General features: G+C 58.9%; 11 protein-coding genes. 7 read left to right on the plus strand and 4 right to left on the minus strand.

What is annotated here, in order from left to right:
• Window positions 1-3 precede the first annotated feature (3 nt).
• Together MUN82_RS22350 and MUN82_RS22355 are read right to left on the minus strand one after the other, a co-directional pair.
• Entirely contained in the window at window positions 4-1,731 is a 1,728-nt protein-coding gene (locus MUN82_RS22350) for a SusC/RagA family TonB-linked outer membrane protein (protein ID WP_311136424.1), read from the minus strand.
• Window positions 1,731-3,047: a SusC/RagA family TonB-linked outer membrane protein gene (locus tag MUN82_RS22355; protein WP_311136425.1), complete on the minus strand. Its 1,317-nt coding sequence runs from the start codon at window positions 3,045-3,047 to the stop codon at window positions 1,731-1,733. The genes MUN82_RS22350 and MUN82_RS22355 overlap by 1 nt, the downstream gene beginning before the upstream one ends.
• Before the next feature lie 334 nt (window positions 3,048-3,381).
• On the opposite strand from MUN82_RS22355, the gene MUN82_RS04380 reads away from it, so the two are divergent.
• The 4 genes from MUN82_RS04380 (at window position 3,382) to uxuA (ending at window position 7,724) form a co-directional block, all read left to right on the plus strand.
• Window positions 3,382-4,386 (plus strand): FAD:protein FMN transferase, encoded by a 1,005-nt coding sequence (locus MUN82_RS04380; protein ID WP_245095290.1) that lies wholly within the window; start codon window positions 3,382-3,384, stop codon window positions 4,384-4,386.
• On the plus strand, window positions 4,383-5,600 hold the full coding sequence (locus tag MUN82_RS04385) for a Gfo/Idh/MocA family protein (RefSeq protein WP_245095291.1): 1,218 nt from the start codon (window positions 4,383-4,385) through the stop codon (window positions 5,598-5,600). Before MUN82_RS04380 ends, MUN82_RS04385 begins: the two co-directional genes overlap by 4 nt.
• 75 nt (window positions 5,601-5,675) lie before the next feature.
• Window positions 5,676-6,491 carry an SDR family oxidoreductase gene (locus tag MUN82_RS04390; protein WP_245095293.1) on the plus strand — a complete coding sequence of 272 codons (816 nt, stop codon included), beginning with the start codon at window positions 5,676-5,678 and terminating at the stop codon, window positions 6,489-6,491.
• 48 nt (window positions 6,492-6,539) lie between these two features.
• Entirely contained in the window at window positions 6,540-7,724 is a 1,185-nt protein-coding gene (gene uxuA, locus MUN82_RS04395; RefSeq protein ID WP_245095295.1) for a mannonate dehydratase, read from the plus strand.
• A gap of 265 nt (window positions 7,725-7,989) precedes the next feature.
• Here the strand turns inward: uxuA and MUN82_RS04400 are convergent, their stop codons facing one another.
• Together MUN82_RS04400 and MUN82_RS04405 are read right to left on the minus strand one after the other, a co-directional pair.
• Window positions 7,990-8,820 carry a CvfB family protein gene (locus MUN82_RS04400; RefSeq protein ID WP_245095297.1) on the minus strand — a complete coding sequence of 277 codons (831 nt, stop codon included), beginning with the start codon at window positions 8,818-8,820 and terminating at the stop codon, window positions 7,990-7,992.
• 200 nt (window positions 8,821-9,020) lie between these two features.
• Window positions 9,021-10,916 (minus strand): BamA/TamA family outer membrane protein, encoded by a 1,896-nt coding sequence (locus MUN82_RS04405; RefSeq protein WP_245095299.1) that lies wholly within the window; start codon window positions 10,914-10,916, stop codon window positions 9,021-9,023.
• A 366-nt stretch (window positions 10,917-11,282) separates the two neighbouring features.
• Between MUN82_RS04405 and MUN82_RS04410 the strand changes: the two genes are divergently transcribed.
• The 3 genes from MUN82_RS04410 to MUN82_RS04420 all read left to right on the plus strand — a co-directional run bounded on the left by MUN82_RS04410 (window position 11,283) and on the right by MUN82_RS04420 (window position 13,742).
• Window positions 11,283-12,548 carry a putative DNA modification/repair radical SAM protein gene (locus MUN82_RS04410; RefSeq protein WP_245095300.1) on the plus strand — a complete coding sequence of 422 codons (1,266 nt, stop codon included), beginning with the start codon at window positions 11,283-11,285 and terminating at the stop codon, window positions 12,546-12,548.
• 116 nt (window positions 12,549-12,664) lie between these two features.
• Window positions 12,665-12,826, plus strand: coding sequence for a hypothetical protein (locus tag MUN82_RS04415; protein ID WP_245095301.1), 162 nt, complete (start codon window positions 12,665-12,667; stop codon window positions 12,824-12,826).
• Window positions 12,827-12,875: 49 nt separating this feature from the next.
• Entirely contained in the window at window positions 12,876-13,742 is an 867-nt protein-coding gene (locus MUN82_RS04420) for an alpha/beta fold hydrolase (RefSeq protein ID WP_245095302.1), read from the plus strand.
• Window positions 13,743-13,747: the final 5 nt, after the last annotated feature.

Raw genomic sequence — 13,747 nt, forward strand, 5'->3', positions numbered from 1 at the left:
GGCCTAGAGCTTGGCGTTCAGGCCGAAAGTGATTTGCCGCACCGACGGAATCTGGCCAGCATTCACCTGATCGTCCACTTCGGGGTCGATGCCTTTGTATTTGGAGCGGTAAGGGGCAAAAATGAAGGGCTGTTGAATGCTGGTGTACAGGCGCAGCCCACTCAGGTGCAGGCGCTGCACCAGGGCCGGTGTGAAGTTGTAGCCGAAGTTGATGTTGCGCACCTTCACAAACGTGCCGTCGAAATACTGGAGGGTAGAGCCGTAAATGGGTTCTTCCTGGTTCACATTGGGCCGCGGGAAGTCGTTGGTGGGGTTGTTGGGCGTCCAGTAATCGATATCCAGGTTGTTGTAGCGGCCCGCTAGCCGGTTGTACGCCGTGTGAAACTCGCTGCGTATCATGCTGCCTACCCGCGCATAGACGAAAAACGAAAAGTCAAACCCCTTGAATTCGAAGCGGTTGGTGATGCCGCCCGACCACTTCGGCACTTGGGAGCCCAGCACCACACGGTCGTTGGCATCGATGCGGCCGTCGCCGTTCTGGTCCTTCACCTTAATCTGGCCCGGCGCCTGCCCAAAGCCTCTGGCCTGGTCTGCCTCGTCGGTCTGCCAAATACCAATCTTTTCGTAATCGAAGTACGCCGTAATCGGCTTCCCAATAAAGCGCCCGCTGCCCACGTCATCCACCTTGCCGTTAAACAGTTCCAGAATAGCCTCGCGGTTGCGGGTGAACTGCACGTCCGTCGACCAGCGGAAGCCGCCAGCAGTATTCAGGTTGACGGTAGAAACCGTGGCTTCGAGGCCGCGGTTGCGGGTGCGGCCCACGTTGCGCAGCACCTGCGTAAAACCGTTGGAAATGGGCAGCTGGTCGTAGAGCAGCAGGTCGCTGGTATTGGCCTGGTAGGCTTCTAGGGAGCCCGACAGGCGTCCTTTCCACAGGCTGAAATCCAGGCCGATGTTGCCGGTGGCGGTGGTTTCCCAGCGCAGGTCAGAGTTGCCGAGGCTGCCTACCCGGTAGCCGTAGGCGGGGTTGTTGCCGAAGGCATACGTGGTGCGCGACAACAGGCTCTGGGTCTGATAGGGGTCGATGCCCGTGTTGCCGATAACGCCGTAGCTACCACGTACTTTCAGCTGATCCAGCCACGACACGTTCTTCAGAAAGGCCTCGTCGCTGGCATTCCACCCCACCGCTACCGACGGGAAGAAACCGTATTTGTTGTTGGCCCCGAAGCGGGAAGAACCATCGTAGCGACCCGTGAGCGTGAGCAGGTAGCGGCCCTTAAAGTCGTAGTTCACGCGGCCCATGAAGGACTGCAACGTCCAGGTACGCAGGTCGGTGCCAGGGGTATTGAAGGTGCTGGCCTGCCCCAGGTTGTAGAACTCCTGCGTTTCAGCTGCCACCCCGTTCACGTCGATGAAGGCCCTTTCGTACCGGTCGCGCTGGATGGAATGCAGGGCCGTAACGCCCAGCGTGTGCACGTCCTTGAACGTCTTGTTGTAGGTCAGAATGTTCTCTAGCGTGTAGTTGAAGCGTTGGCCGTACTCGGTGCGGGCAGTGGCCGGGGCCAGCCGGCGGGCGTTGGTGTTGCTCCCCGTGAAGCTGCCAAACCGCTCGTTGGTGAGGTCGGGGCCGAAGTTGAGACGGTATTGGAGCCCGTTGGTAATCTTCCAGTTCGCATAGATGCTGTTGAACAGGCGCATCGTGCGGGTTTCTACAATGTTGGCGCCCGGCACTACCTCGGCCGCGGGGTTGGAGCGCAGGCCGTCGGGGTAGGTAGGAAAATGAGGTTGCCGTTCTCATCGTAGGGCTTGCCCAGCGGGTTTTCGTTGAGTGCCCCGCCGAAGGGACTAAAGCGTCCCCCTCCGTACACGGGGCTGTCGTTGCCGTTGTTGAGGCTGTATACCCCCAGGGTAGAAGTACCTACCTGAAAGTGGTCGTTGATCTGGTGGTCGAGGTTGATGCGGAACGTAAAACGCGTGAAATCAGTGGTTTTCAGAATGCCATTTTCCTTGAAGAAGTTGCCCGAAACGGCAAACTGCGTTTTCTCGCTGCCGCCTCGTACCCCTACCTGGTGGCTCTGAATGCCTGCCGTGCGCAGCAGCATGGAAGGGTAGTCGATGCTGCGTCCTTGCTCAATTCCTTCCAGCTCCACGGCCGAAAACAAGCGCTGATCTGCCGCAGCCGGGTTGGAGTCGTCGTAGTTGCCTACGGCCCGGCGCGACTCCCGCTTCATCTCCGCAAACTCTGCTCCGTTCATGATATCCACCCGGCCTAGTGCCTGCGAAAAGCCGCCGTAGGCATCATAGCTCACCACGGTTTTGCCGGCCGTACCCCGGCGCGTAGTTACCAGCACCACACCATTAGCCCCACGCGAGCCGTAGATAGCCGTGGCCGACGCATCTTTCAGCACTTCCATAGAGGCAATGTCATTGGGGTTGATGTCGTCGATGCCCGCGGCCAGCGGAATGCCGTCTACCACGTACAGCGGCTCGTTGCTGGCATTGATGGAGCGCCGCCCCCGAATGCGCACCGTAACGCCCTGACCGGGGCGGCTGCCCGCTTGCGTTACATCCACGCCGGCAGCCCGTCCTTGCAGCGCCCGACGCGGGTCGGCTATGGGCAACTCGCTGATTTCCCGAGAAGTAACCGAGGAAATAGCGCCCGTAGTTTGGCTTTTTTTCTGGGTGCCGTAGCCTACCACTACCACATCGTCTAAGGACTTCACATCCTCCTGCAACGTCACGCTGAATTGCCGCCGACTGCCAATGGCCACGGTTTGCGGCGTGTAGCCAATCGAGCTGACAACCAGCTCGGTAGCGGTAGGAGGGGCTTGTAATGTAAAAGTGCCATCGGGGCCGGTGCTGGTGCCGGTAGTGGTGCCTTTCACCTGAACTGTAACGCCGGGCAGTGCGGACCCTTTTGCGTCTACAATCTTGCCGCTAATGGTGTTGCCTGGCTGCTGGGCTATCAGCCTCGTAGCCGTTGCTAGCAAGAGCAGCAACAAGAAGAGAATAGCCTTGGGAAAGTGGCTGGTATACGGTGTTGCCATATGATAGAGAATAGGGGTGGGACGGAAAGAATACAGGCAGTAAATGCCCTGAAGCAGGCCGATGATGCGCCCTGAAAGCAGTAAGTACTATAGGAAAAAAAGTAGCTTAAATCGTTCGTGCTAACGTTTGCAGAAATGCAGCGCAAAAGCCGCAATTATGTAGCTAATTATAATGTGGCTGAGAGACTTAGTGGCGGTGGTAAACCTATAGAAAGGGATTAGTACTTCAAAAAAATAGCGGATTAATCTATGCAAACGTTTTCGTAAAAAGTGAACACAAAAGGCTGGAATTATGCTAAAGGACCGTAGCTTGTCGGCTGCTTCGTTTCAGCATATGTTTAGTCGACTTCTACTTGCTGTTATAACATCTCTATGGACGCCAGCGCCGGCCCCGTTGCAAGCGTTTCACTTGCACGGCTATGCGCAGGGCACTACCTATGCCCTCACGTACTACGCCGCCGATAGCATAGTGAAGCAGGCTGAAGTGACACAGCAACTGGCCGAAATCGACGCTTCGTTGTCGCTTTATCAGCCCGGCTCGCTCATCAACCGCTTCAACGCAGCCCCGCGGGGCGTGCGTGCCGACCAGCACCTGCAACGTGTGGTGCGCAAGGCGCTGGAAGTGTGCCGCGCTACCGATGGCCTGTTTGATGCCACCGTGGAACCGCTGGTACAAGCCTGGGGCTTTGGGCAACAGCCCGCAGCCGGAGCGCCTACCCCGGCAGCCATCCAGACCCTTTTGCGCAGCGTGGGTTCCGATAAGCTGACGCTGCGCGGCGACTCCCTGCTCAAGCAAGTGCCTACTTTGCACCTCGACCTCAACGGCATTGCCCAGGGCTACACCGTGGATGTGCTGGCGGCTCTGTTGGAACGCCACGGCATCCGCAATTACGTGGTGGAGCTAGGCGGCGAGCTGCGGGTGCGCGGCCACCGGCAGCCGGGCGGCGAGACGCTGCGCATCGGCATTGAGCGGCCCGATACCAGTGCGTTTGCCGCGCCGGCCTTGCAGCAGGTGATTGGCCTAACGGCGGGAGGCGTGACCACCTCCGGCAACTACCGCAAGTTTCGGCGGGTAGGGGAACAGCAGGCGGCGCACCTCATCAACCCCAAAACGGGCTACCCCTTTCGCAATGAACTGATTAGTGTGACGGTGGTAGCGCCCGACGCCCTCACGGCCGACGCCTATGATAATGCCCTGATGGGCATGGGCCTGGCGCGCGCCCTCGCGTTTCTGCGGCAAAATCCTGATCTTCAGGCTTATTTTATTTATCAGCGCCCTACCGGCGCCGTGGCCGATACAGCTACTGTAGGCTTTACCAAACTCCTGCTCCACCCATGACGACCGATTTTCTTCGCCGCGATTTTCTTAAAAAAACCGGCCTGCTGACCAGCGGCTTGCTGCTGCACAACCAGATGCTCAGTGCCTTCGCCGCTCCTGCGGCGGCCGGCAAGCTCAAAGTGGGAGTAATTGGCTGCGGCGACCGGGGCACAGGCCTGCTCAAAATCATCAACGACCTACCCGACAAGTACGAAGTGACAGCCCTGTGCGACGAGCTGCCCTTCCGCCTCACCAATGCCCTAAAGGTGAAATCGGCCGCCAAAGCCAAAACCTACCTCAACTACCGCGCTTTGCTGGACTCGCGCCAGGTGGAGGCCGTTATCATCTGTGTGCCGCTCTACCTGCATTTTGAGGTAGCCAAAGCGGCTTTACTGGCCGGCAAGCAGGTGTATCTGGAAAAAACCATGACCTACGACATTCCGCAGGCCCTGGAGCTGGTACAGCTGGCCCGGCAACGGCCCCACCAGACGGTGCAGGTAGGGCACCAGTATCGCTACTCGCCGCTCTACTACAAAGTGAAGGAGATGATAGACAAGGGCTACTTGGGCAAGGTGACGCAGATTGACTGCCGCTGGGACCGAAACGGCAGCTGGCGCCGCCACGTACCGGAGCCGGAGTTGGAGCGCAAAATCAACTGGCGTATGTACCGCGAGTATTCCGGCGGGCTGGCGGCCGAGCTGCTTTCCCACCAGATCGACTTTATCAACTGGGCCTTCAACACCCACGTTGATGAGTTGTTTGGCACTGGTGGTATCGACTACTACAAAGACGGCCGCGAAACCTACGACAACGTGCAGGTGATGGCCCGCTACGCCCAGGAGGGCATGGTTGGCAACTTCGGGGCCACCTGCGGCAACGCCTACGACGGCTACCTGTTCAAGCTGAAAGGCACCCGCGGCACCATTTCCCTGCTCATCGACGAGGGCGTGTACTACCCTGAAAAGGACACGCTGAAAGAGTACGGCACCGTGGACGGCGTGACGGGCGCCACCAAAATCACCTGGGACAAAAACGGCGGTATTCCCATCCAGACGGGGCCGCTGAAAGACGGTTCCTGGTACGCGCTCAACGATTTTCACCGTACGGTGCACGAAAAAAAACTGCCCGATTCCAACGTCTTCACTGGGGCCAAGGTGGCCTGCACAGTGCACATGGCCAACCAAGCCATCTACAATCACACCATCGAGCGGTGGCAATCTGAGTACAACGTGTAGGCCGTGCCGCTGCCCAGAAGCAGGGTGTTTCCGCCGGAATGCCTTTACTTCGGGGCTCACTTTATCGTTTTTTGCATGACCGATTCGTTTTCCCTGCAGGACAAAGTAATTGTAGTGACCGGTGGTACCGGCATTTTGGGTGAGGCATTTATCAATGGTATTGTGGCGGCGGGCGGTGCCGTAGGCATTTTGGGGCGCAATGCCGAGGTGGCCCAGGCCCGCGCCACCACCATTCAGCAGCAAGGGGGTAGGGCCGTGGCTCTGGTGGCCGATGTGCTGGAAGAAACCGAGCTAGAAGCCGCCCGCCAGCAGGTGCTCGATACGTTTGGGCGGGTAGACGGCCTCGTGAACGGGGCCGGCGGCAACGCCCCCGACGGTGTGCTGGATCCCGCCGAGGACGTGTTCAAGATGAACCTGGCCGGCATGAAGCGCGTGATGGACCTGAACGTGTGGGGCACTGTGCTGCCTACCCAGGTGTTTGGGCCGGCGCTGGCCGAGTCGGGCACGGGCAGCATCGTCAATATTTCGTCCATGAACTCCAAGCGGGCCATTACCAAGGTGCTGGGCTACAACATGGGCAAAGCGGCTGTGGACTGTTACAACCAATGGTTTGCGGTGGAAATGGCCAACCGCTACGGCGACCGGCTGCGCATGAACGCGCTGGCCCCCGGCTTCTTCCTCACCGAGCAGAACCGCAGCCTGCTCACCAACCCCGACGGCAGCTTCACCGCCCGCGGCGAAAAGGTAATCCGCCAAACGCCCTTCCAGCGCTTCGGCCACCCCGATGAGCTGCAAGGTGCCCTGGTGTGGCTGCTCAGCGACGCCTCCAAATTCGTGACCGGCTCCATGATTTGCGTGGACGGCGGCTTCTCTATTTTTGGCGGCGTGTAAAAGAAAACAGCCCGTCTGTCATTTATTTAAATCCCGATATATCTAGTAATGCCCCAACAACCTTACTTTCTGGAGCAAACCATGCGCTGGTTTGGCCCTTCCGACCCCGTTTCTCTGGCTGATATTCGACAAGCGGGCTGCACAGGCGTAGTCACGGCCTTGCACCACCTACCCAACGGCGTGGTGTGGCCGGTGGCCGAAATCCAGCAGCGACAGGCCGAAATTGCGGCAGCGGGCTTAGTGTGGAGTGTGGTGGAAAGCGTGCCGGTGCACGAGGCCATCAAGACGCAGGCCGCAGGGTATCAGCAGTATATTGAGAAGTATAAGGAGTCGTTGCGCAACCTGGGGGCGTGCGGGATTCGCACCGTTACCTACAACTTTATGCCGGTGCTCGACTGGACGCGCACCGACCTGAGCTACCCCATGCCTGACGGCTCGCGTGCCCTGCGCTTCGAGCGGGCGGCGTTTGTGGCCTTCGATACCTTGCTGCTAAAGCGCCAAGGCGCCGAGCACGACTATACGGCTGAGGAGCTGGAAGCCGCCCGGCAGCGCCTGGCGGGCATGAGCGAAGCCGAGCAACTGCAATTGCAGCGCAACATCATTGCAGGCCTACCCGGCAGCGAGGAAAGCTTCACCCTGGCCCAATTTCAACAGGCGCTGGATGCCTACCAGGGTATTGATGCGGCGCGGCTACGGCAGCACCTCATCCACTTTCTGAGCGAAGTAGCGCCGGTGGCCGAAGAAGCCGGCGTGCGCCTCGTTATTCATCCCGACGACCCGCCGTATGCCATCTTAGGCTTGCCGCGAGTGGTGAGCACCGCCGCGGATGTAGCCGCGCTGTTTGCCGCCGTGCCCTCGCCCAGCAACGGCCTGTGTTTCTGCACCGGTTCGTTCGGCGTCATCCCCGAAAACGACCTGCCCGCCATGGTGCGCCAGTTCGCCGACCGCATCCACTTCATTCACCTGCGCAGCACCCGCCGCAACGCTGCCGGCGACTTCTATGAGGATAACCACCTGGAAGGCGACGTGGACATGTATCAGGTGATGAAGGAGTTGGTGGAAACCATGCAGCAGCGTGGGGTTACGCTCCCCATGCGCCCCGACCACGGCCACCAGATGCTCGACGACCTCACCAAAAAGACCAACCCCGGCTACTCCGCCATCGGCCGCCTCCGCGGCCTAGCCGAATTACGCGGCTTGGAGTTAGGGATTCAGCGGGGGAGAGTAGGGTAGGGGGGTGTGAGGGTAGGAAATAGGGAGTAGGGTGTGAGGGCAAGTGGGTATAAGGGTAAGAAGTGTGTCATCCTGAGCGCAGCGAAGGACCTTATCACAATAGAACGACGAGCGTGACAACGACTTGTTCCAACGTGATAAGGTCCTTCGCTGCGCTCAGGATGACACCCTTTCTATGATGGCAGCCTTTCTAGACAGCTACTTTCTCGGTGCCTACCAGTCCCCACGCCCCTTCGCTACACTCAAGATGACACACTTCCTACCCTCATTTCTCTCCTACCAACCGCGTTTCCAGCGGCGCGAGCGTTACCAAGCCTTGCTTGTACAGGCTGCCCAACGCTTTTTTGAATACTTTCTTGCTCATGCCCAGGCGGCGGTAAATGTCGTCTGGCTCGCTTTTGTCGCCGAGGGGGATAGAGCCAGTTTTGCGGAGGGCAGCCAGCAGGTCGTCGGCGGCGGCCAGGGCTTCGTCGTAGCCGGGGCGCTGAATGGTGAGGTCGAGCTTGCCGTCGGGGCGCACTTGGCGCACGTAGCCGGTGTGCACATCGCCCAGGCGTAGGGGCTTGAAGACTTCGTTGTGGTAGAGCAGGCCCTGGTGGGTGCCGTCTACAATGGCTTTGTAACCCAGGTCAGTTTCGTCGGCAATGAGCAGCTCGGCGGTGTCGCCGGCCTTGCCGGGGTAGGGCTGGTCACTCAGAAACCATTCCCACTTAGCCGAGGCCACGATGCGGTCGGTGGTTTCATCGAGGTAGACAAATACCGTGGCCCGGTCGCCGGGGCGCAGAGTGCGGCGCAGGTTGCTATGCGGAATCAGTAGGTCTTTCTCCAAGCCCCAGTCCAGGAAGGCGCCTACCCCCGACACATCGCGCACAGTGAGGGTAGCAAACTGACCTACCAGCGCGTAGGGCTCCAGATTGGTGGCAATGAGGCGGTCTTCGGAGTCGCGGTACACAAACACGCGCACCGTGTCGCCTACCCTGGTACCGTCTGGTATGTACTTGGCGGGCAGCAGAATATCGCCGTCGTCAGAAATCAGGTACATGCCGAAATCAACTTCGCGGGCTACTTCGAGTTCGTTATAATCACCTAAAAGCATCAGGTCTCAAGTAAAAAGTAAGAATGAGAAAGGCGGAAGGCCTTTCTAGGACAGCAGTGACCAACTGGTATACGGAGTTTTTCTCTGTGTTGCGCAATGCTTCTGGGAGCGAACGAGCATAATACACCGTCGGAAATAGCCGCCGCGCTAGCAAGCAAAGGTCAATTCTTAATTCTTAATTCTCAATTTTTAATTGAAAGCTACTGGTAGGTAGTGATGCTGGGCTGGCCGATGCTGAAATCGTTGAAGCCGTAGTAGGAACGCGAAGACTGGAAAATTCGAAACCCGTCGCCGCTGACCTGGCCGCGGGGGTAGTAGCCCAAAAAGAACTGGAACGTGCGCAAGACGGTGTATTCGTTGCGGAAGCGCAGGCCCAGCCCAAACCCTGTGTAGGGCCTGCTGGAAAACGGAACCGCCTGCCCTCCGCCCGACAACCAGGCAGCATCGGCAAAGGCCACCGCGGCCACCCGGAAGCCCAGAAAGGATAGGGGCGTGAATACGTTGGCTTCGTAATTCAGAATGAAGCGGCTCTGCCCGCGTAGGGTTTGGTTGGAGTTGAAACCGCGCAGACCCCGGCTACCATCAATGACCAACGGTGCCTCATCGGCCAAGCGGTTGAAACCCAGGGTGGAGCGGTTCCAGAAAAAATGGCGCCACTGGAAGTTGCCGGTGCGATAGAGCGGTGTGAAATACAGCACTTCGGTGTTGAGCTGACCTTGCTGCCAGCTGTTTTGGGGGCGGAGCAGGTAGCTGCTAAACTCGGCATTGAAGTAGAGGTAGCCCCGCAGCGGACTATACCCGGCATACGCCGCCCGGATGCCATAGTAATGGCGGTTCTGTTTGGCGTTCAGCTCGTAGCCCGTCGTGAAGCTGAAAATAGAGCCTGTTGGAATGTCCTCGGTGCGGCCAAAGCCAAACAGGTATTTGTCCTTGTAGTAGCGGCGCACGGTGTAGCCCAAGGTGCCGTACAGCAGCGTATTGGTGCGGTACTCGGGGTAGGGCGACAGAATAATGCGCGTGTTGATGGCCCGCGCTGCTACTACCAGGCGACCGGGGTTTTCGTAGCCCAAGTCGTAGCTGGGCAAGTGCAGGGAGCGGCCCACCCACACATCTTGCCGGTAGAAGCGCAGCGGCCGGTACAGCGTATCGGGGTAGCGGGTGGCGTCTATATTGTAGTGGTCGATGTTGAGGGCGTAGGCGTAGCGCGTGTTCACGGAGTAGAAGCTCCGGTTCAGGCTGAGGCTTTGCTCTTTGTTGCGATACTCATCGCGCACGCGCACCTGGCCGTATAGAAAGTTGCGGAACGGCACCAGGTAGCTTCCCCTATACGACCAGCTCTGGGGCAGATTGCGGCCATACTGGTAGGAGTTGCGGAACTGGTGGCCCATGCCCAGAAAGTTGATGTCGCGCAGGTCGACAATGGCCGCGTCCACGTCGCGCAGCTGAAAGCCACCGCTGATGCTGAACACGTCTTTGGTGATGACCTCAATATCTACGCTGTCGGCGGTAGTGGTGGCCTCGTTCACGAACACGCGGGCGTCCAGAATCTCGGAGGTCTGGCGCAGCAAACGTTCCGATTCGGCCAAGTCCAGTGGGTCCAGCTCCTGGCCGGGCCGAAACAGCAGGACCTGCCGCACCCGCGAGCGGGATGTTTTGATGTGCAAACTGTTGCCGGCCTTCTCCAGAAAGTTGCGCGGCTGCCGGTTCACGTCGTTGATGTTGTAGCCAAACGCATCCAACGGCGTGATATTGATGTGGCGCACAATTTTGAAGTTGTGCCTGGCAAACTGCCGGTCTACCAGCTGGGCATCGAGGCCGGCCCGATCCTCACGTGGCGGTGTAAAGCGAAACAGTAAGGCTGTGGCCTTGCCGACAATGGTTTTGCGCTTGGTGTAGGCTTTCAGGCCATTGAGCAGGCGCTCCTCGTCGAAACCCCGCCTCAGCGAGTCGGGCTGCGCTATTTCGGTGGTGTCGGGGGGCAGCACCCGCACCGGTTGCTGCGCCCGCGCGGGTAGTGCCCATAGCAGCCAGCATCCTACCACCAGCGCCAAGCGCCAGGGCAACGACAAGCTGAAAAAGGCAACGCAGAAACGCATAAGGAGGAAGGCAGCCAATCGGCAACTGGCAAGTTACGAGGATTGTGCACGGTGTGGATTAGCAAGGCGGCCGCGTAACGGCCACAAGCAGGCACAAATTGCGCAGTGTAGGCAACGATACGCTCCTATTTCAAATTCAGCACGTCCTGCTGAGCTTGTCGAAGCATCTCGCGTGCTGATGAAAAATAGTATCCAACATCAGCTGCGAGATGCTTCGACTCCGCTGCGCTGCGCTCAGTAGAACATTCTACTTAGCACAAAATAGAAGACTGTGTTACGAAACTATTTCTAAAAAAATTAGCTTAACTATTACCTGGTTTATTGCAGATCAATCAATACTTTTAGGCCCGAAAAGCAGACTCTTACATGAACGAGCGGATTCAGGAAAAACTAAGCATCTTGGCAGATGCCGCGAAGTACGATGTATCGTGCTCCAGCAGCGGCGGCAAGCGCAAAAACGTGGACAAAGGTCTGGGCAATGCCGAGGGTATGGGTATCTGTCACTCGTTCACGGAGGACGGGCGCTGCGTGTCGCTGCTCAAGATTCTGCTCACCAACCACTGCATCTTCGACTGTGCCTACTGCGTGTCGCGCAAGAGCAACGACGTGAAGCGTGCGGCTTTCACAGTGGAGGAGGTAGTGGATCTGACCATGAACTTCTACCGCCGCAATTACATCGAAGGCCTGTTCCTGAGTTCCGGCATTTTCTCCTCGCCCGACTACACGATGGAGCGCCTGGTGCGCATCATCAAAAAGCTGCGCACCGAGCACAAGTTCAATGGTTACATCCACGTGAAGGCCATTCCGGGCGCTTCGGAGGAGCTGATTCAGGAGGCCGGCCTGTATGCTGACCGCTTGAGCGTGAACATCGAGCTACCCTCCGAAATGAGCTTGCAGAATCTGGCGCCGGAGAAAAACTACCAGGAAATCCTGACGCCGATGGCGCAGATCCGGGACGGTATTGTGCAGAATAAGGAGGAAAAGGCGCTGTTCAAGAAAGTGCCACAGTTTGCCACGGCTGGCCAGAGCACCCAACTGATTGTGGGTGCTTCGACGGAGAATGACCACCAGATTATTCAGCTCACCGACTCGCTTTACAAGGGCTACGGGCTGAAGCGCGTGTACTACTCCGGCTACATCCCCATCACCGACGACGCCCGCCTGCCCCAGCTCACGCAGCCGCCCGTCATTCGGGAGCACCGCCTCTACCAAACCGACTGGCTGATGCGCTTCTACGGCTTCCAGGCCGACGAAATCTTGGACCCAGAGCATCCCTACCTTGACCTCGAAATTGACCCCAAGCTGGCTTGGGCGCTGCGCAACCGCCACATGTTCCCAGTGGATGTGAACACGGCTGATTACCAGCTGATTCTGCGTGTGCCCGGCATTGGGGCCAAATCGGCCAAGCGCATTGTGGCGGCGCGGCGCTTCACCTCGCTTTCCCTCGACAACCTGCACAAGTTTGGAGTTGTGCTGAAGCGGGCCAAGTACTTCATCACCTGCAAAGGCATGGCCCTGGAAAAGCGCGAGTACGACGAGCAAAGCATCCGCCGGCAGATTCTATTCGGCAGCGGCTCCGTCCGCTCGGCCCTCGTCACCCAGCAGCTCGACTTATTTGCGCAGGCGGGCTAGTTGGTTTTTGGTTGGTGGCTCTGTTGCAGCTTGTTATGTACATAAAGCACCAGCGAAATCAAAGGAGCGCTTACCTGAAAATCATAAACCACCAACCAAAAACCAACTCCATGACCGTGTCACACCGTGCCCACGTCCGACAGATGAAAGTAGCCCGCATGGCGTGCTGCTGCAAGTTGAGCGAGCTGCTGCCGTTGGTGCGCCAGCTGCATGAGCAGAGCCGGGCGGCGTATCAGGCCAGCCAGAATGGCGGTCAGTCGCGCCCGGAAGCGGCCTAAGGGTAGGGAAGGCGTGCAACCCGCGGCCGTTGTTGCGGTATAGCCTCCTATGACGTATTTGCTGGAACACCACACCGTGCCCACCAACGGGCAGCAGCTACACGTGGTGCAATGCGGCCCTCCCGATGGCCCCCTGGTGCTGCTACTACACGGCTTCCCCGATTTCTGGTACGGCTGGCAGCGGCAACTACAGGCGCTGGCTGCGGCCGGCTACCGCGTGTGGGCCCCTGACCAGCGCGGCTACAACCGCAGCAGCAAGCCGCCCCGCATCCGTGACTACCGCATAGAAGAACTGGCTGCCGATGTACTGGGGTTGCTGGCGGCTGCAGGTAGGGAAAAGGCCACTTTGGTAGGCCACGACTGGGGCGCGGCCGTTACGTGGTGGCTAGCTACCCATCATGCTGCATCGGTAGAGCGGGCCGCCGTGCTGAACGTGCCCCACCCGGCCGTGTTGGCTCAGGCGTTGCGCCGCAACGGCCGGCAGCGCCGCAGAAGCTGGTATATGTTCTTTTTTCAGTTGCCTAGGCTGCCCGAGTGGTGGTTGCGCCGTCGGCACTACCGGGCACTGCGCCAGGCGCTGCAAGCTACCAGCCGGCCGGGCACCTTTTCGGACGCCGATATGGCGGCGTACCATATGGCCTGGGCGCAGCCCGGCGCCCTGCGCGGTATGGTGAACTGGTACCGGGCTGTACGCTACCAACGGCGCGCCGCGGCCTCCACTGCTTCTGTTACGGTGCCAGTGCGTATCATTTGGGGCTCTGAAGATGCGTTTCTGCTACCGGAGCTTGCCCAGCAAAGCCTAGCCTATTGTGCGCAAGGAGAGCTGTTCTACCTACCCGAGGCCAGCCATTGGGTGCAGCACGAAGAACCCGACCGGGTAAATCAACTGCTGCTGGAGTTTCTGGAAAAGCCCTGAGCCGA

This window comes from Hymenobacter aerilatus, assembly GCF_022921095.1.
Taxonomy (GTDB): domain Bacteria; phylum Bacteroidota; class Bacteroidia; order Cytophagales; family Hymenobacteraceae; genus Hymenobacter; species Hymenobacter aerilatus.

Coding starts and splice junctions, on each gene's coding strand:
- MUN82_RS22355 (WP_311136425.1), bottom strand. CDS start 3,047: ATGGCAACACCGTATACCAGCCACTTTCCCAAGGCTATTCTCTTCTTG.
- MUN82_RS04380 (WP_245095290.1), top strand. CDS start 3,382: ATGTTTAGTCGACTTCTACTTGCTGTTATAACATCTCTATGGACGCCA.
- MUN82_RS04385 (WP_245095291.1), top strand. CDS start 4,383: ATGACGACCGATTTTCTTCGCCGCGATTTTCTTAAAAAAACCGGCCTG.
- MUN82_RS04390 (WP_245095293.1), top strand. CDS start 5,676: ATGACCGATTCGTTTTCCCTGCAGGACAAAGTAATTGTAGTGACCGGT.
- uxuA (WP_245095295.1), top strand. CDS start 6,540: ATGCCCCAACAACCTTACTTTCTGGAGCAAACCATGCGCTGGTTTGGC.
- MUN82_RS04400 (WP_245095297.1), bottom strand. CDS start 8,820: ATGCTTTTAGGTGATTATAACGAACTCGAAGTAGCCCGCGAAGTTGAT.
- MUN82_RS04405 (WP_245095299.1), bottom strand. CDS start 10,916: ATGCGTTTCTGCGTTGCCTTTTTCAGCTTGTCGTTGCCCTGGCGCTTG.
- MUN82_RS04410 (WP_245095300.1), top strand. CDS start 11,283: ATGAACGAGCGGATTCAGGAAAAACTAAGCATCTTGGCAGATGCCGCG.
- MUN82_RS04420 (WP_245095302.1), top strand. CDS start 12,876: ATGACGTATTTGCTGGAACACCACACCGTGCCCACCAACGGGCAGCAG.